This is a genomic window from Jannaschia sp. L-14R (genome assembly GCF_056857695.1).
This window is the reverse complement of sequence record NZ_JBSXNP010000007.1, coordinates 208,606-225,397: the sequence shown is the minus strand read 5'-3', so window position 1 is coordinate 225,397 and position 16,792 is coordinate 208,606. Positions and strand designations below refer to the sequence as shown.

The 16,792-nt window shown below is 64.9% G+C and carries 14 protein-coding genes and 1 riboswitch; of the genes, 5 read left to right on the top strand and 9 right to left on the bottom strand.

The features are described 5' to 3' along the window. Nucleotides 1-140: 140 nt before the first annotated feature. A complete protein-coding gene (cobN, locus tag AC13C2_RS02770) occupies nucleotides 141-3,842 on the bottom strand; it encodes a cobaltochelatase subunit CobN (protein ID WP_482885880.1) in 3,702 nt (1,233 codons plus the stop codon). A gap of 73 nt (nucleotides 3,843-3,915) precedes the next feature. On the opposite strand from cobN, the gene AC13C2_RS02765 reads away from it, so the two are divergent. Continuing rightward, on the top strand, nucleotides 3,916-4,833 hold the full coding sequence (locus AC13C2_RS02765; RefSeq protein WP_482885879.1) for a pseudouridine-5'-phosphate glycosidase: 918 nt from the start codon (nucleotides 3,916-3,918) through the stop codon (nucleotides 4,831-4,833). Between the two features lie 120 nt (nucleotides 4,834-4,953). Here AC13C2_RS02765 and cobW read toward each other — a convergent pair whose 3' ends face one another. Further along, nucleotides 4,954-6,018: a cobalamin biosynthesis protein CobW gene (cobW, locus tag AC13C2_RS02760; RefSeq protein WP_482885878.1), complete on the bottom strand. Its 1,065-nt coding sequence runs from the start codon at nucleotides 6,016-6,018 to the stop codon at nucleotides 4,954-4,956. Nucleotides 6,019-6,059: 41 nt separating this feature from the next. Between cobW and AC13C2_RS02755 the strand changes: the two genes are divergently transcribed. Further along, nucleotides 6,060-6,374: a DUF1636 family protein gene (locus AC13C2_RS02755; RefSeq protein WP_092760606.1), complete on the top strand. Its 315-nt coding sequence runs from the start codon at nucleotides 6,060-6,062 to the stop codon at nucleotides 6,372-6,374. Nucleotides 6,375-6,384: 10 nt separating this feature from the next. On the opposite strand, the gene AC13C2_RS02750 is transcribed toward AC13C2_RS02755, so the two are convergent. Both AC13C2_RS02750 and AC13C2_RS02745 read right to left on the bottom strand, forming a co-directional pair. Continuing rightward, complete coding sequence (locus AC13C2_RS02750) at nucleotides 6,385-7,071, bottom strand: CbtA family protein (protein WP_482885877.1); 687 nt, start codon at nucleotides 7,069-7,071, stop codon at nucleotides 6,385-6,387. Nucleotides 7,072-7,083: 12 nt separating this feature from the next. Further along, the gene (locus AC13C2_RS02745) at nucleotides 7,084-7,260 is read right to left on the bottom strand and encodes a CbtB domain-containing protein (RefSeq protein WP_092760610.1); all 177 of its coding nucleotides are present in this window, start codon (nucleotides 7,258-7,260) and stop codon (nucleotides 7,084-7,086) included. Between the two features lie 37 nt (nucleotides 7,261-7,297). Continuing rightward, a riboswitch (cobalamin riboswitch) is annotated at nucleotides 7,298-7,514 on the bottom strand. A gap of 164 nt (nucleotides 7,515-7,678) precedes the next feature. On the opposite strand from AC13C2_RS02745, the gene smc reads away from it, so the two are divergent. Beyond that, nucleotides 7,679-11,140 (top strand): chromosome segregation protein SMC, encoded by a 3,462-nt coding sequence (gene smc / locus AC13C2_RS02740; protein ID WP_482885876.1) that lies wholly within the window; start codon nucleotides 7,679-7,681, stop codon nucleotides 11,138-11,140. A 114-nt stretch (nucleotides 11,141-11,254) separates the two neighbouring features. Then, nucleotides 11,255-12,031, top strand: coding sequence for a transglutaminase-like domain-containing protein (locus tag AC13C2_RS02735; protein ID WP_482885875.1), 777 nt, complete (start codon nucleotides 11,255-11,257; stop codon nucleotides 12,029-12,031). Nucleotides 12,032-12,035: 4 nt separating this feature from the next. Here the strand turns inward: AC13C2_RS02735 and AC13C2_RS02730 are convergent, their stop codons facing one another. Genes AC13C2_RS02730 through AC13C2_RS02715 form a run of 4 tightly spaced genes read right to left on the bottom strand, consistent with a single transcriptional unit; the run spans nucleotide 12,036 to nucleotide 15,138 of the window. Beyond that, nucleotides 12,036-12,878 (bottom strand): glycosyltransferase family A protein, encoded by an 843-nt coding sequence (locus tag AC13C2_RS02730; RefSeq protein WP_482885874.1) that lies wholly within the window; start codon nucleotides 12,876-12,878, stop codon nucleotides 12,036-12,038. Continuing rightward, entirely contained in the window at nucleotides 12,875-13,828 is a 954-nt protein-coding gene (gene cbiB, locus AC13C2_RS02725) for an adenosylcobinamide-phosphate synthase CbiB (RefSeq protein WP_482885873.1), read from the bottom strand. Before cbiB ends, AC13C2_RS02730 begins: the two co-directional genes overlap by 4 nt. After that, nucleotides 13,825-14,766 (bottom strand): threonine-phosphate decarboxylase, encoded by a 942-nt coding sequence (locus AC13C2_RS02720; protein ID WP_482885872.1) that lies wholly within the window; start codon nucleotides 14,764-14,766, stop codon nucleotides 13,825-13,827. Before AC13C2_RS02720 ends, cbiB begins: the two co-directional genes overlap by 4 nt. A 6-nt stretch (nucleotides 14,767-14,772) precedes the next feature. Then, on the bottom strand, nucleotides 14,773-15,138 hold the full coding sequence (locus AC13C2_RS02715) for a DUF1636 family protein (RefSeq protein WP_339646254.1): 366 nt from the start codon (nucleotides 15,136-15,138) through the stop codon (nucleotides 14,773-14,775). A gap of 294 nt (nucleotides 15,139-15,432) precedes the next feature. On the opposite strand from AC13C2_RS02715, the gene AC13C2_RS02710 reads away from it, so the two are divergent. Continuing rightward, a complete protein-coding gene (locus AC13C2_RS02710) occupies nucleotides 15,433-15,735 on the top strand; it encodes a hypothetical protein (protein WP_139204663.1) in 303 nt (100 codons plus the stop codon). A gap of 21 nt (nucleotides 15,736-15,756) precedes the next feature. Here the strand turns inward: AC13C2_RS02710 and AC13C2_RS02705 are convergent, their stop codons facing one another. Further along, nucleotides 15,757-16,746 (bottom strand): glutathione S-transferase family protein, encoded by a 990-nt coding sequence (locus AC13C2_RS02705; RefSeq protein WP_482885871.1) that lies wholly within the window; start codon nucleotides 16,744-16,746, stop codon nucleotides 15,757-15,759. Between the last annotated feature and the right edge of the window lie 46 nt (nucleotides 16,747-16,792).

Genomic DNA, 16,792 nt, shown 5'->3' with positions numbered 1-16,792 from the left:
TCCCGAAGCTCAAATCCCACTTGCGACGGATCGGGGCCAGAACTTCCAACGCTCTGTTTGAAGCTCCTGGCGACATCTGCGACCTCTTCGATCCACAGGAATGCTGGAACTCCGTCAAGGCTGCTGGATATGCCTCAGGTTTAGGATGCGGCGTCACCGCGCCCATATCGCGCGATCAGACCGCGCGCCGAATTCGATTTCGGAAGCCAGAGTCCTCGGTCTATGGCCTCGCACAGGCGATCCGCGATGTCAGCCAGGGCCGGGGCGTTGACGGCTTCGATGAAATCGCGGGTCGCATCGTCTTCCAGGATGGCGGCGGCGACCAGATCGAAGTGGTGGTCGCGGACGGCTCCGGTCGTGGCGGCGAAGGCAAAGAGGTAATCGACGGTCGCGGCAATCTCGAACGCGCCCTTGTAACCGTGGCGTTTGACGCCCTCGATCCATTTCGGGTTCACCACCCTTGAACGGACCACGCGGCCGATCTCGTCCTCCAGCGTGCGGATGACGGGGCGTTCGGGGCGGGAATGGTCGTTGTGGTAGACGGGGCGCTTGGTACCTTGCAGCATCTCGACCGCCGCCGCCGCCCCGCCTTCGAACTGGTAGTAGTCGTCTGAATCGAGCAGGTCGTGTTCGCGGTTATCCTGATTCTGAACCACGGCCTCGACCTGTCCGAGACGCTGACGCAGGCCATCGTGATCCGGCGCGCCCTCGCCGGTGCCATAAGCATAGCCGCCCCATTCGACATAGGCGCGGCCCAGATCGGCGGGGTCAGCCCAGAGTTTTTCATCGATCATTGCCTGAAGACCTGCGCCATAAGCTCCGGGTTTGGAGCCGTAGACGCGGGCGGCGCTCTGGCCTGCGCGAAAACGCTCTGCTGCCGGATTGTCCGCTGCCGGTTCATCAAGCGCCTGAACAGCACGGGCGGCACTGTCGACCAGGGCCATCTGCTGCGGGAAGGCGTCGCGGAAAAACCCCGATACGCGCAAAGTCACATCGACGCGGGGGCGGCCCAATGCGGTGGCGGGAATGATTTCGAAACCGACGACGCGGCGGTTGGCGCTGTCCCATTGCGGTTTTACGCCCATCAGGGCCAGCGCCTGCGCGATGTCGTCGCCGCCGGTCCGCATGTTTGCGGTGCCCCAGGCGGTTACCAGCATGGCGCGGGGCCAGTCACCATGATCCTGAAGGTGGCGTTCGACCAGCAGCGATGCGGATTTCCAGCCAAGTTTCCAGGCTGTCGGCGTCGGAACCGCGCGGCTGTCCACGGAATAGAAGTTGCGGCCCGTTGGCAGGACATCGGGCCGTCCGCGTGTAGGTGCACCGGAGGGTGCGGGGGCGACAAACCGCCCCGAAAGGGCAGTGAGCAGACCTGTTCCTTCGGCCGGACCGCAGGCGCGGAGGCGGGGCAGGATGTCAGCATGGATCGCCTCGAGGACGGGGCGGGTGTTGGTGAAATGCGCAGGATGGTCATCCCATTGGACCGCCATCCGCGCCAAGCCCTCCAACCGTTCGACGGTATCACCGTTGCTGCGCCATGTGCCGCTTCCGACTGCGTGCAGAAACTTGTGGCGCGGCCCGGTATAGGGCGCGGCCATGTCGCAATCGAGCGGATCGATATCGACACCGCAATCTTTGGCGAGTGTCCGGATCAGCGACGCATCCCCCGGAGCTTGGCCGCGCGGCAAACGGACGAGTGCGATAAGCAGATCCCGCTCCAGCAGGCCTTCGGGAGATTGGCCGAAGATGTGAAGGCCATCCCGGATTTGTGCTTCCTTCAAATCGCACAGGTAGGCGTCGAGCTTGGCAAGGTCGCCGTCGTCGCCGGTCATGCCCGCGTCAGTGTCGAGGCCGGTGACAGACGCGAGGCTGAGGATTTCCTGCCGCAGCAGGTCGATACGGCGCGGGTCGACGCCCGCTGCTTCGTAATATTCGTCCACCAGCGCTTCGAGGTCGCGCATCGGCCCATAGCTTTCGGCGCGCGTCAGGGGTGGCGTCAGGTGGTCGATGATAACGGCCTGGGCGCGGCGCTTGGCCTGCGTCCCCTCGCCGGGATCGTTGACGATGAACGGATAGATGTGGGGCAGGGGTCCGAGTGCGATTTCCGGCCAGTCGGTCTCGCCCAGGGCAATGGCCCGACCGGGCAACCATTCGAGATTGCCATGCTTGCCCATGTGGACAATGGCGTCGGAATTGGCGCGCAACCAGGCGTAGAACGCGAGGTAGTTGTGCGGCGGCACAAGGTCGGGGGAATGGTAGCTGTCAGTCGGATCGACGTTGTAACCACGCGCCGGTTGCAGGGCCACTACGACTTTACCGAAACGGTGGATGGACAGGGCAAATGTGCCGTCCGGGCCGTCGGTCGGAGCCTCGCGCGGGAATAGGTCGGGAGCAAAGAAAGGATCGGCTTCTGGCTGTCCCCAGCGATCTTCTATCTGTTGGCGGGCTGTCAGGGGGAGGGTGTCGTAGAAGCTGCGGTAGTCGGTGAGGGACAGGCGCTCGCCGCCTGTTCGGTCGGCGCGGTCGGTCAGCCAGTTGGTCGGGCCCGCCATGATCTGCGCCATCAGCGCAGCGCTGTCTGCAGGGGCATATGTGTCGTAGTCTGCCTGCGCCAGTAGGTTCAGGACGTGGACAGTTGCGGCAGGCGTGTCGAGGCCGACGCCGTTGGCCAATCGCCCGTCGCGGTTCGGGTAGTTCGCCAGCACCAAAGCGACACGGCGGTCGGGCGCGGGCGTGCGGCGCAGGCGGCACCAATTCGCCATGAGGTCCGCCACGAAAGTGATGCGGTCGCCCTGCGCCTTCCACGTGGCGATGGGACATTGGGTGGCTTCGTCGAAGAATGCCTCGCCCTTGAAGCCGATGGCGCGGGTCAGGATGCGCCCATCCAGTTCGGGCAGGGCGACGTTCATCGCGATATCGCGCGCCGACAGGCCGGTCAGGCCGTCCTGCCATGCGCTTTCGGTTCCGCCGGACAGCACGGCCTGAAACACCGGAGCATTGTTGGCGAAGGGCGCGGCCAGTGGATTCGCAGCGGGATCGCCCACGGCGAAGCTTGTCAGGTTGACGATGGCATCGGGGGTCATCGCGGTGAAAAGCGACTCCAGCTTGGCCTGACTGACCGGGTCCTTCAGCGAGGCGACGAACACCGGCATAGGGTTCAGACCGGCACGCAGCAGGGCTTTGACGAGGCGATTGACCGGGTTCAGACCCGCCCCTTGCAGCAGAGCGCGATAGAACACGATCGGCACGACGGGAGCGTCTTCTGTCCAATGGTCGCGCAGGGTGATGGCGGTCGCATCGGATATGCCGGGCCAGTAGAGACCGGCGCGCAGAAGGGGCCGGGCCGGGGCCGGACGCCCTGTTCCGTCAATCATCGCACGGGCGTGAGTCAGGAAAGTGGTGGCGTTCTGCGGTCCGCCCTCGACCAGACAGGACCACAGGGCGTCGTAGTCGTCGGGCGCGACGGTAGACAGGTCGCGCAGTTCGGGGTCGGGTTTGTCGTCGCCGGGCAGAGCCGCGAACGGCACGCCCGCTTCGTGCAGGCGGGCGGCGTACTGCTCCAGGCCATAGGTCCAGTAGCCGCGCCCGCCCAGAATGCGCGCAACCACCAGTTTCGATTTCGTCGCGCAGGCGTCCAGATGCAGGTCCACCGACATTGGGTGGCGCAGGTGCATCAGACTGGCCAATCGCAGGCTGGGGGCCTTTGTCATCGTCGCCCGTGCTTCGGACAGGGCGGCGAGTTCGGTGTCCGCCGCCGTGATCACCACGAGGTCCGCCGGAGTCTGGCCCAGATCCACCGGTTCGCCGTCGTCGATGGCTCCGGGTGTGGCGGCGAGCAGATGCATGGCGGTCTCCTTCACGCGGGGGTTTGCGGGAGCCGCCGGTTGGGTGCAAGAGGGGCCAAAGCAGGAGCATCCCATGACGCAGACACACAGCACGATCCCCGTTCACATGACTGACGAAGTTGCGACTGCCCTGACGCAGGGCCGTGCCGTGGTGGCGCTGGAATCCACGATCATCAGTCACGGTATGCCCTGGCCGCGCAATGCCGAGGTCGCCTTGCAGGTTGAACAGGCCGTACGCGATCAAGGAGCGGTTCCGGCCACCATAGCCGTGATCGACGGACATCTGTGTGCGGGTTTGACCGCCGATCAGGTCGAGCGGCTGGGCCGCGACACCGGCGTCGTCAAGGCAGCTTCTCGCGATTTGGCGGCCTGTATCGTCAAGGGGCGCACGGCGGGCACGACGGTCAGCGCGACGATGCGGATCGCGTCGCTGGCCGGGATCGGGGTGTTTGCGACCGGCGGGATCGGGGGAGTGCACCGGGGCGACGGGATGGACATCAGTGCCGACCTGACCGAGCTGGCCGCGACGGATGTGCTGGTTGTTTGCGCCGGTGTGAAGTCGATCCTGGACATTCCGCGCACAATCGAGGTGTTGGAGACACTGCGCGTGCCGGTCATGACCTTCGGATCGGACGAGTTTCCGGCGTTCTATACGCCCCATTCCGGCGTCATCGCGGGGGAGCGGTTCGACGATCCGGCACAAATCGCGGCGGCACGGGCTGCGAATGCGGCTTTGGGGATGGGAACGGGAATGCTGGTGGCCAATCCGATTCCGGTGGAACACGCGCTAGATGCGGCGGAGATTGGTGCGACGATCGAAGAGGCCTTGGTGGCAGCAGAGGACGAGGGGATCAGCGGCAAGGATGTAACGCCGTTCCTGTTGGGACGGCTCAACCTCGTGACCGAGGGGAAGGCATTGGGGGCAAATATCGAACTGGTGCTGAACAATGCGCGACTGGCCGCGCGGGTCGCCGTGGCGGCGTTGGCCTGACACGCTCAAGGAACATGCTGAGGTCGGCGTGATATCGCCAAAGGGACCAGATTCAGTAAAGCCATGGCGGGCGTATCAGACCCGCCGTTCCCGATGCGCGGGGATCGGCGGGCCCGAGGATCACTGAAGGGCTTGCGTGATCGCGGCCTGATCCAGCCCGGCCTGACCGATCACGACAAGCCGCGCGCCGCGCGGGTCGCCGCCCAGCGGACGGTCGAAATAATGATCGACGCGGGGTCCGACGGCCTGAACCGTCAGGCGCATCGGCTTGTCTGTGACCGAAGCGAAACCCTTGAGGCGCAGGATGCCGTGGGTGCGGATGACATCCGCGACCTTGACAGCGAAGGCGGCGGGGTCGGTGACTTCGGGGGCGTCGACGATGAACGACTCGAAAGCATCATGGCCGTGTTCGTGATGGTGATCGCCGTGATCATCAGGGCTGTCATCGTCGTGATGATGGTGATGATGATGCACTTCGTGGCGGGCGGAAATGTCGTCCTCCGCGCCTTGGCCGCGGCCCAGCAGAACATCGGCGGGCAGCGCGCCCATGGTGGCGGGGACGACCTGCACGCCCTCGCGCGCTTCTGATTTCAGGCGGGCAACCAGCGGCGCGGTGCCGTCGCCCAGCAGGTCGGATTTGTTGACAACGATCATGTCGGCACAGGCGACTTGATCGGCGTAGAGCTCGGACAGCGGGGTTTCGTGGTCCAAGCCGTCGTCGGCGGCGCGCTGGGCATCGACACGGGCGATGTCGGCGGCAAAGGTTCCGGCGGCCACAGCGGGTCCATCAAGGACGGTAACGACGCCGTCGACGGTGACGCGGGTCTTGAGGCCGGGCCAGTTGAAGGCGCGCACGAGCGGCTGCGGCAGGGCGAGGCCGGAGGTTTCGATCACGATGTGATCGGGCGGCGTCTCGCGGTTCAGCAGCGCCTCCATCGTCGGGATGAAGTCGTCGGCGACGGTGCAACAGATGCAGCCGTTCGAGAGTTCCACCACGTCATCATCGGTGCAGTTTTCGATGCCGCAGCCCTTGAGGATGTCGCCATCGACGCCGAGATCGCCGAATTCATTGATGATGAGCGCGATGCGCCGTCCGCCGGCGTTTTCCAGCAGATGACGGATGAGGGTTGTCTTGCCCGCGCCCAGGAAGCCTGTGACGATGGTGGCTGGGATTTTGGTTTGCATGGCGGGGCCTCGTGGCAGCGGAAGTGAAGAATGTGACAGAAATGGAAAAGATCGTCGTCTGTGGCGGATGCCGTCCGGATCGGACGGCAGGAATGGTGGCGACACTGCGCGAAGCGGTGCCGGATGCTGTGGTCGAGGTGGCCGCGTGTCTGAACGCCTGTGGCCACCCCGTGTCGTTGGCGTTTCGCGCGCCGGGACGCGCCGCCTATCTTTTTGCCCAGGCCGATCCGCAGGATCAGGCCGCCGAGATCGCCGCCTTTGTCAGGCTGTGGCGGGCTGCGCCCGGTGGTGTCGTGACGGATGCACGGGCTTGCGGTCGACTTCGCACAATGCTGCGCGGCTGTATCCCGGCCTAGACCTTCGGCTTCATGCCGCTGGTGACCGTATCCAAAGCCACCCCGCAGCCGCCCCCAACACAGCCCAGATCGCCGCCGAGACTGCCAGCACGCGGGCCGCGAACTGCGCTGACAATTCGGGCGGGCTGACGCCCAGATAGGTATCCAGCGTCGGTGCGCCGACGATATGGGGCAGTGCGATGGCGACAGCCCCTGCGAAAATGACAATCGGGCCGCGTCCGAAAGCCAAGGCCGCCAGACCACCGGCGGTCAGCACGACAGTGGCGGCCCACCAGATTTGCCGCGCCTGCAAATCGGCGGCGATCGTGCCGGGCAGTTCCGGCGCAAGTCCCATGGCGGGGGCCAGTGTGACCGCCACAAAGCCCGCCATGCCCCAGACCGTCCCCTTGCGGGCGTCGATCCGGTGACCGGAACGGGACGCTAGCGCGAATCCCACCATGAGCAGGATGGCAAAGCCGATCCATGATACGAGGTTTATCGCTAGGGTGCCCGCATGGCGCGCGACGTCCTCAGCGATGATGCCGGGCGATCCGGCGATGGATTTCGGGTCGCCGGTCCTGAAATGCACACGGGCTCCGGTCTCGTAAAGCTCCCCCTCCAGCAGAAGGGGAACAACGAATGTCAGCTGAAGCAGAACGGCAAACAGCCCTGCGATCAGCCCGGCGATCAATCCGCCGGTCAGCACATGTCTGGTCATATTCGGATCAGATCAGTGGCAGGGAAAGGCCAGCGCGTGGCGCTGATCGTGGGCCATGTCGTGCATGACCGCAGCCTGGCTGAAGCTTGCCACGAACAAAAGGCCCAGGCCCAGCAGTGCGGCGAAGGTCAGGCCTGCGGCATCGCGGACCTGAGGAAGGGCCGATGTGGTCAGGGTCTGGGGCGTCATAATATATCTCCTTCTTCCCGTCACACCCGACGGGATCACGGTTTCATGGTGCAGGGCTGGTCTCCTGGCTTACGGGTCGATGGTACGGGCCGCCTTCCCAGGTTTCCCCAGTGGCATATGGCCCGTTCCTCTCCGCATACAGTCGCGGGGGCGGCTGCGGCTTTGGGTTCCTGATTGGATCCCCCTTACCGCATTCCCATTTCAATCCCCTTGGCACTTGGGTGCATCGGGGAACCTTGCCATAGGGTGATGCGCCGCACGACCTGCGCCCGTCAAGCGCGATTGCGCCCTTTGTGGGTCATGATGCGACCCCAGATGTGGGATGCCCAGTGCATATGTTGTGGAGAACTTGCCTAAAGGGCCCCAAATCCTGCGGTCAGACCTTGACGTGCCCGCCGGGCCGGGCGGAAAATCCGGTATGCGGTTCTCTCGCCTTCGCCTGAACGGGTTCAAATCTTTCGTGGACCCTACCGACCTCGTCATTGCCGACGGGCTGACCGGCGTCGTCGGTCCGAACGGCTGCGGCAAATCCAACCTTCTGGAGGCGCTGCGCTGGGTCATGGGCGAAAACCGCCCGACCGCCATGCGCGGTGGCGGAATGGAAGATGTGATCTTTGCGGGCGCGTCCTCCCGTCCCGCGCGCAATTTCGCCGAAGTGACACTGGCACTGGACAACGCGGACCGGACCGCGCCCGCCGCCTTCAACGACGCCGATGCTCTGGACGTGGTGCGTCGGATCACGCGGGATGCCGGGTCGGCCTATAAGCTGAACGGCAGAGATGTGCGGGCGCGCGACGTGCAGATGCTGTTCGCCGATGCCTCGACCGGGGCGCATTCCCCGGCGCTGGTGCGACAGGGACAGATTTCCGAGCTCATCAACGCCAAGCCGCAGAAACGGCGGCGTATTCTGGAAGAGGCCGCCGGGATTTCCGGTCTCTATCAGCGACGGCATGAGGCGGAGTTGAAGCTGAACGCAACAGAGGGAAACCTGACGCGCGTCGACGATGTGGTCGAACAACTGGCCACGCAGTTGGCTTCGCTGGCCCGGCAGGCGCGGCAGGCGGCGCGGTATCGCGAAATCGGGACGCAGTTACGGCATGCCGAAGGGCTGCTGCTCTATCGCCGCTGGCGCGAGGCCGAAGACGCGCGGGCAGCGGCGGATGCGACGCTGCGCACCCGCCTGACCGAGGCGGCGGCGGCGGAACGGGTCGCAGCCGGGTCCGACACGGCGCGCCAGACGGCCGAGGAAGCGATGCCACCGCTGCGCGAGGAGGAGGCCGTGGCGGGTGCCGTTCTGCAGCGGCTGACCGTGCAGCGCGACACCCTGGCCGAGCGGGAACGTCAGGCGCGGGCGACGATCGAAGGGCTGGAGGCACGAATCGCGCAACTGATCGCGGATGCGGCCCGCGAAAGCACGCTGAACCGGGATGCGGGTGAGACGATTGCCCGGCTGGTGGCGGAACAGGCAGAACTGATCGCCGCCGCAGACGACGAGGGGGCGGCGCAGACCCAGGCACAGTCCGAAGCCGAGGAGGCCGCACGGGTACTGTCGGCGCGCGAGGGGGAGTTATCGACACTGACCGAAGATCTGGCACGTCTGTCGGCGCGGCACCAATCGGTCACCCGGATGGCCGACGACGCCGACAAACGCGTGTCGCGGGTGGAGTCGGAGGCCGAAGCGGCGCGCGCGCAGGCCGATGCGGCGCGTGCAACCGTGGAGGAGGCGACGGCGCAGGCACAACAGGCCGCCGCCGACCAGAGCCGCGCGCAGGATGCCGCGAGTGCTGCCGAAGCTGCCACGACCGAGGCGGAAACCGCCCGCGAAGCGGCACAGGATGCCGAAGGCCACGCCCGCACCGAGCGGGCGGAGGCCGAGGGCGTGGCCAGCACCCTGGGTGCGGAGGTAACGGCACTTGCCAAGATGCTGACCCGCGATACCGGAGAGGGCGAGCCGTTGCTGGATCGGCTGACGGTGACTCCGGGGTTCGAGGCAGCCTTGGGCGCGGCCTATGGCGACGATCTGCGGGCGTCGGAAATCGGCGCGGGCGACGAGGAGGAGTCCGGATGGGCCATGCTGCCGCCCTATGACCGGGTAGCCGGGTTGCCGGACGGGATCGAACCGCTGGCCCGTTTCGTTGAATCGCCCGACGTGATGGCACGGAAGATGGGGCAGATCGGACTGGTCTCGCCCGATGAGGCGGCGCAGATGCAGCCACGTCTGCAACCGGGTCAGACGCTGGTCTCGACCGATGGCGACCTGTGGCGCTGGGACGGGTATCGTGCCTCGGCCGATGCCGCGCCGTCGTCGGCGGCCCTGCGTCTGCAACAGGTGAACCGGCTGGCGTCCCTGCGACAGGATCTGGAGGAGGCCGAAGCGCGCGCCGATGGAACCCGCGCCGCGCATGATGCGCTGGCTCTGACGCTGACCCGTCGCAAGGAGGCCGAGGCGCAGGCCCGCGATACACGCCGCGATGCCGATCGTGCGCTGACCGATGCGGGCCGTCGTCTGGCGCAGGCGGAAGGTGCGCGCGGGATGGCTGCGTCTCGGTTGGAGACAGCGCAGATGGCAGTCGCGCGCTTCGAATCCGAAATGCTGGAAGCCCGTGAAGCGCAGCGTGAGGCGGCAAGTGCACGGCGCGATCTGGCCCCGCTGGACGAGGCCCGCGCAGCCCTGGAGACGATCCGCACTACGGTCGAGGCCGCGCGCATCGCAATGATGGCACGCCGCGCGCAGGCCGATGAATTGATGCGCGAAAGCGAGGTGCGGGCACGGCGGTTGGCGCAGATCGAGAAGGATATAGCATCCTGGCAATTGCGTCTGGACAGCGCAGACAAGCGGCTGGCCGAGCTGACCGGGCGGCGCAGGGCCTCGGAGGCGGAACTGGCTGCGGCGCTGGTGATGCCCGATGATCTGGCACGGCAGCGCGACGATCTGTCCGCTGAAATTGCACGGGCCGAGGGGCGGCGCGCGCAGGCGTCGGATGCATTGGCGACGGGCGAGACGACGCTGCGCAACGCGCTCCAATCTCTGCGGGATGCCGAGCGGCTGGCAGGCGAAGCGCGGGAGGCGCGGGCCCGGGCCGAGGCGCGAATGGATGCGGCACAGGAAACACTCGCCTATGCCGAAGAACGTATCGCGGAAGCTTTGGACTGCACACCGGCGGAGTTGCTGACCGCATTGGATGTAGACCCGGACGCCCTGCCGCCGGTCGAGGGGATCGAGACGCAGGTGAACGCGTTGAAACGGCAGCGCGATGCGCTGGGGGCGGTGAACCTGCGGGCCGAAGAGGACGCGTCGGAGGTTCAGGGCGAACATGACCTGCTGGTAGCGGAGAAAGCTGACCTGGAGCAGGCCGTGAGCGAATTGCGGGCCGGCATCGCGTCCCTGAACAAGGAGGGACGCCAGCGTTTGCTGGATGCCTTCGAAACGGTGAATGCGAATTTCTCGACCCTGTTCCGGCACCTGTTTCAGGGCGGTGAGGCCAGACTGGAACTGGTCGAATCCGACGATCCGCTGGAAGCCGGGCTGGAGATCATGTGCCAGCCGCCGGGCAAGAAGCTCTCGACGCTGAGCCTGTTGTCGGGGGGCGAGCAGACATTGACGGCACTGGCGCTGATTTTCGCAGTGTTCCTGGCCAATCCCGCTCCGATCTGTGTTCTGGACGAGGTGGATGCGCCGCTGGATGACGCTAACGTCACCCGGTTCTGCGATATGCTGGACGAGATGACGCGCCGGACCAATACCCGTTTCCTGATCATTACGCACCACGCCGTCACCATGGCGCGGATGGACCGCCTGTTCGGCGTGACGATGGTCGAACAGGGCGTCAGCCAGCTGGTGTCGGTCGACCTGAAGAAGGCCGAGGCCCTGGTCGCCTGAACGCGCGCCTGATCCGCGGCGAATGCCGTTACGGAAACACCGCTGATCCGCGATCGCATGGAACGAACGGCGGTCCTGCGGATTGGCCTGAGTCGGACCGCGTTAGGAACTCCCATGATCGTCAATATCGAAGCTGCCCTGTCGTATGACTTCCCGGAGGCGACGGATCTGTTGTTGCAGGTCGAGGTTGCCCGCATGGCCGGGCAACTGGTCGAGGAGGATGCGTTGTTGACCACGCCGGTCGATGGCTTCGTGCGCATCGGCGGCGAGGCGGCCCTGGGCACCCGCGCATGGATGCGGGCCGAAGGGCGGTTGGATGTGACCTACAGGGCGCGGGTCTCGGTCAATCGGCCCGATCCGATGCTCGACGATCTGGTCGCCAGCGCGCCACGAACCATGACGTCCGAGGCGACATCCTTCCTGATGCCGTCGCGGTATTGCCCGTCCGACGAATTCAACGCTTTCGTCATGGCCGAGTTCGGGGAGATTTCGGGCGGGCCGCTGATCGTCGCGATGCGCGACTGGATCATGGAATCGTTCACCTATGTGCCGGGGTCCAGCACGGCAGCCACAACGGCACGCGAAAGTTTCGTCAAACGTCAGGGGGTCTGCCGCGATTATGCCCACGTGCTGATCGCGCTGTCGCGGGCGGCAGGAATACCGGCCCGCATCGCGTCGGTCTATGCGCCCGATGTCGACCCGCCCGATTTCCACGCCGTGGCCGAAATCTGGCTTGAGGGCGCATGGCATCTGGTCGATGCGACGGGCATGGCACGGGCCAGCGAGATGGTGGTGATCGGAGTCGGTCGGGATGCGGCGGATGTATCCTTCCTGACAAGCTTCGGTCAGGCCGACATGCTGACGCAGACGGTGAATGTGCGGCTCGGCTGAAGGTTCAGACCAGCGCGTCCCATCCGAAATCGGCGCGCACGGCCTGCGCGTCCGCAGGCTTCAGTCGTGCCCGGTTCAGTTGCACCAGCTTGCGGTCGAGTTTGCCGATTTTCTGTCGATGGTTCTCGCCTGTGTTCATCACGTAGAATGCCGCCGGGAACGGCACCCGCGCCAGCGGCAGGCCCAGTGCCGCGGCACTTTTGCGGAAGTCGCGGTGCCCAGGCCGGTAGAAGTGGCAGGCGACGTGCTCGAACCCGCGGTCGGTACGGAAATCGACGTAGATGGCTGCACTGGAGCCGCATTGTGCGATAAACGGGCGGCGCAGCGGCGCCCACGGGCGGCGGGATGTAAGGACGCCGACGTCGCCGGTCTGCGCGTTGATCATGTAACCGTCGCGCAGCCAGTAGCCGCGTCCATTGTGATCGCGCCGCATCCACCCGACGAGATCGGGGTGGATCACATCGTCCGCGTCAAACGCAAAGAGATAGCCGTCCCCTTGCATATGGTCTGGCAGGGCATGGCAGAGGTATTCGACCTTGGGTTTCTTGTCGAAGCCTTCCACTGCCTGTTCGAAGGGCAGAAACCGGACACGGTCGTCGAAGTCGATGCCCTCGGGGCGGTCCTGCGAACAAATGAGCAGTCGCCAGTTCGGGTCTGTCTGCGCGCGCAGCGAAGCCACGGCGCGGGCGACGGTTCGGCTGACCGTGCCCCAGTCGTCGGCGAAGGCGCGTGACATGAGCGGGGCCGCGAAGACGACGAGGGGGTCGGACGAGACGGGCATGGGCCGGTAGGACTTTTTCCAGGCGGCAGCCCCGATATGGCTGTCGGCGGGGGCGATGTCGGTCATGGCAGTCCTGTCCCGGTCAATGTCATCGTCGCAAACCTGAGCGCGACCTTGAAAAGCTCGATCATTACGACCAGCAGCAGGGCACCGAACCATGTCCGCCATAGAACGGCAATGGCGGCGTCGATATCGTCTTCGTCAGCCTGTTTGCGTCCCGTCGGGTTGACCCAGGGAAAGTCCTGCATCCGGCTGCCGTAGCTGCGCGGCCCGGCCAGGGCGAGGTCCAGCAGGGGGGCAATCGCCGCTTCGGGCCAGCCCGCATTCGGGGAGCGGTGCTGCCGCGCGTCGTTGGGCACACGGTGCCAGTGGCGGAGGGCGAAATTGGATGCGAGAATGAGCAGGGCCGTCAGGCGCGCGGGGACCCAATTCATTACATCGTCGAGCCGGGCGGCGGCCCAGCCGAAGTCTTCATGCCGAGGGGTTCGGTAGCCGATCATACTGTCGGCGGTGTTGACGACTTTGTAGATCAGGATGCCGGGCAAGCCGCCGACAACGAACCAGAACGCGGGGGCCACGAGGCCGTCGGACAGGTTCTCGGCTGCACTTTCGATAGCGGCGCGGGCAATCTGATCTTTGTCCATGTCCGATGTGTCACGGCCGACGATTCTGGCAACGGCGATGCGCCCGGCCTCGGGGCTTTCGCGCAGGGCCGTGGCGACGGCACGGACATGCTCGACCAGGCTCCTTTGTGCCAGCAGAACGGCGACGACGATTATTTCCAGCAGTCCGAAGTCGGGCACCCACGCAATGATCCAGCCAAGCAAAAAGGCGGCAGCCACCAGCAAGGCGATGGCGAGAATTCCCTTTGAGCGGCGCATCCCACCCCTGTTCAGCCGGTCGTCCAGTGTATCGACGGCAACGCCCATCACGATTGTAGGATGTTTGACACGCGTCCAGAGCCATTCCGGTTCCCCGAAGATAGCATCGAGGATCATGGCGACGGGCAGGATCATGCAAGTGCCTTTTCCAGTTGATTCCACGCGTTCGGATGCGGCAGACCAAGGCGTAACCACTTATCAGAGTAGGGAAAAACCCGGCTCCAGATGTTGTTCTGCGCAAGATGGTCCTGCATCTTCCTGCAGTCGCCTACGTCATATAGCCGGAACAGGTCGGTGCCTCCGACAAGTGTTCCGTGTCGCGCCATCAAGGCGTCCAGTCGTATGGCATCGGCATGCAGAAGGGTTCGGGTCGTTGCAGCCCATTCGGTATCGCTGAGGGCTGCGGCCCCAATGGCCAGCGCGGGGCCGGAGACGGGCCATGGACCAAGGGCATCGCGCAGCGGGGTCAGCGTGTCAGGATGACCGATGGCGAAGCCCAGACGCAGGCCGGCCAGTCCCCAGAATTTGCCGAAACTTTTCAGGATAACGCGGTTCGGATCGGTGGCTGTCTGGACATGCGATGCCTCGGGGCAGACGTCGCAAAAGCTTTCGTCGATAATGGTCAGTCCGTCGCTGAATTCGTCGGACGACCAGAGCCGTCCGTCCGGGTTGTTCGGATGCACCAACACGCGCGTCGTTCCATCCGGATCGATCTTCCGGCCGGAGATCCGAAAGGCGGCGGCATGCTCGTTATAGGTCGGGGCGGGAATATCGACGGGCCCTGCAGGCGCAATCAGCGGTAGTCGCGCGATCAGGGCGGACGCGCCTGACGCGGCAAGGATGTCGGCTGTGTCCGGCACGGCCCAGAAGTCGCGGGCAGCAGCGGTCAGCGCCTTCTGTGCCTCGCGATCCGGCAAGGTGGTCCATGCGTGGGCTGGCAAGTCGGGAATTGGATAGGCAACCGGGTTAATGCCAGTCGACAGGTCGAGCCATGTTTCCCGCGCCCCGCCCCAGCGGGCACACGCGGCGTCAAGGCCACCACCATGATCCCGCAGGGGCTGCCCGCCTGGCATGTCAGATTACTCTGTCAGGGGCGGATGGCGCGTCACGAAATGCCCCTTGATCGCTATTGGCCATTCGCGGAACGGCACTACGCCCGTATCCGTCGCTGCATGCATCGCTGCATAGTCCACGATGCCCTGCGCCGCCTCGTTTGTAGGGTCGAACCGGCCGAGGGTATAGGCCATCTTGCCGGTCGATTGCAGCGTGATATTGCAGGCCCCGGAACATCCCATCAGGCAGGAATGGCGCCGCGTGGACACATTGTCCACGTTTGCCGCGGCGGCTTCGATCAGGCTGGCCAGTACCTCGCCGTCGGTCGCACCTGATGTGGCATTCCAGTCGTCGCGCTTGCAGGTGTCGCAGATGGTGATCGTAGTGGTCATGAAAGCTCCGGTTGGTGTGGCTTCTTGCGGCTTGCCACCGATAGCCCGGTCATGGCTTTGGGGCAATCGGAGAGGGGTCGGCGTAGGTTCGCCGAGGGTCAGACCGGGTCACACGAATTAACCTCCCGTTAAGAAATCGGGCGCAAGATTACGCAAGGGAAGGGGTTCCTGTGCGGCCAGACCGCGAAAGGTGACGTCATGTTCAGACCCGGAAGGATGATTTTGGCCGTTGGCCCATGTTTTCGCAGTCATCGCGCGTTTCTGCGGGCAAGACAGGCATTGCGCGAAGAAGGAATGCGTCTGTTTGCGGCCCACAGCCAGGATGAAGCCGCGCTCTGGCTTTGCGAGGCGGCCCCGGCGGTCGTCCTGATTCACCTGGGTCTTGCAGATGGCAGCCCCCTGGCGGTCGCCGACTTCTGCGACTATCGCCGCCCCGATGCGCGGGTAATCCTGCTGGGCGGCGGGGGATTGGCTGCGGACGGATCGCTGTTCTGTCACGTCGGCAACGCGGCGGCCATTCTGCCCGCGCAGATCGAGGCGTCGGATCTGACCGCCCTTATTGCATTCCATGCGGGTGCCCGGCGCGAAGTCGCCTGACACTCTGACCAGATTTTCAGGTCATGAACGACCGGTCGCATCCCGCCCGTGCGGGGCCTGCCAGTCCAGAATCGGATTGATCGGGATGATCCTGTGCGGATTGATGCTACTATGGCTGCAATGATAATGCCGCACGATGTGGGCCATATTCACGGTGTCCGCGATGCCCTGATACTGGAACATTTCGCGCGCATAACCCCAAAGGTTCGGATAATCGATCAGCCGCCTGCGATTGCATTTGAAGTGCAGGTGATAGACCGAATCGAACCGTACCAGCGTTACAAACAGCCGCCAGTCGGCCTCGGTCAGCCGATCCCCTGTAAGATAGCGGAGCCGACCCAACAGGTCCTCCAGCCAGTCGAGCGCCCCGAACAGCGTCGTGACCGCCTCGTCATAGGCGGTCTGGGTCGTGGCGAACCCCGCCTTGTAGACCCCGTTGTTGATGTCGGAATAGACGCGCGCGTTGATGCGGTCGATCTCGGGGCGCAGCTTTTCAGGATAGAAATCCCGGTCGTTGCCGGTCAGCCCGTCGAACGCCGAATTGAACATGCGGACGATATCCGCGGATTCGTTGGACACGATGGTGTCCGTCGCGGTGTCCCACAGGACCGGCACCGTTACCCGGCCCGTTACGTCGGGTTTCGCGCGGACATAGATGTCGCGCAGGAACGGCAGGCCGAACAGGCGGTCGCCGGTTGTTCCATGGTCGTCGGCCTGGAACGTCCAGCCGTCGGACAACATGACGGGATGCACCACGGACACTTGGATCAGGTCCTCAAGGCCTTTCAGCTTGCGAAAGATCAGCGTGCGGTGCGCCCAGGGGCAGGCAAGCGAGACAAACAGATGATAACGCCCGGCCTCGGCTTTGAAACCGCCTTCGCCCGACGGGCCGGGGCTGCCGTCCGGTGTGATCCAGTTGCGGAACCCCGCGGTCGCACGGACGAACTTGCCGTCGGCCGGTTTCGGATCGTACTCGATATCATGCCATATGCCGTCGACAAGCTGTCCCATTGAACCTCTGCGATATGCGGAATTGTTGGGATATTATTCAATCGGC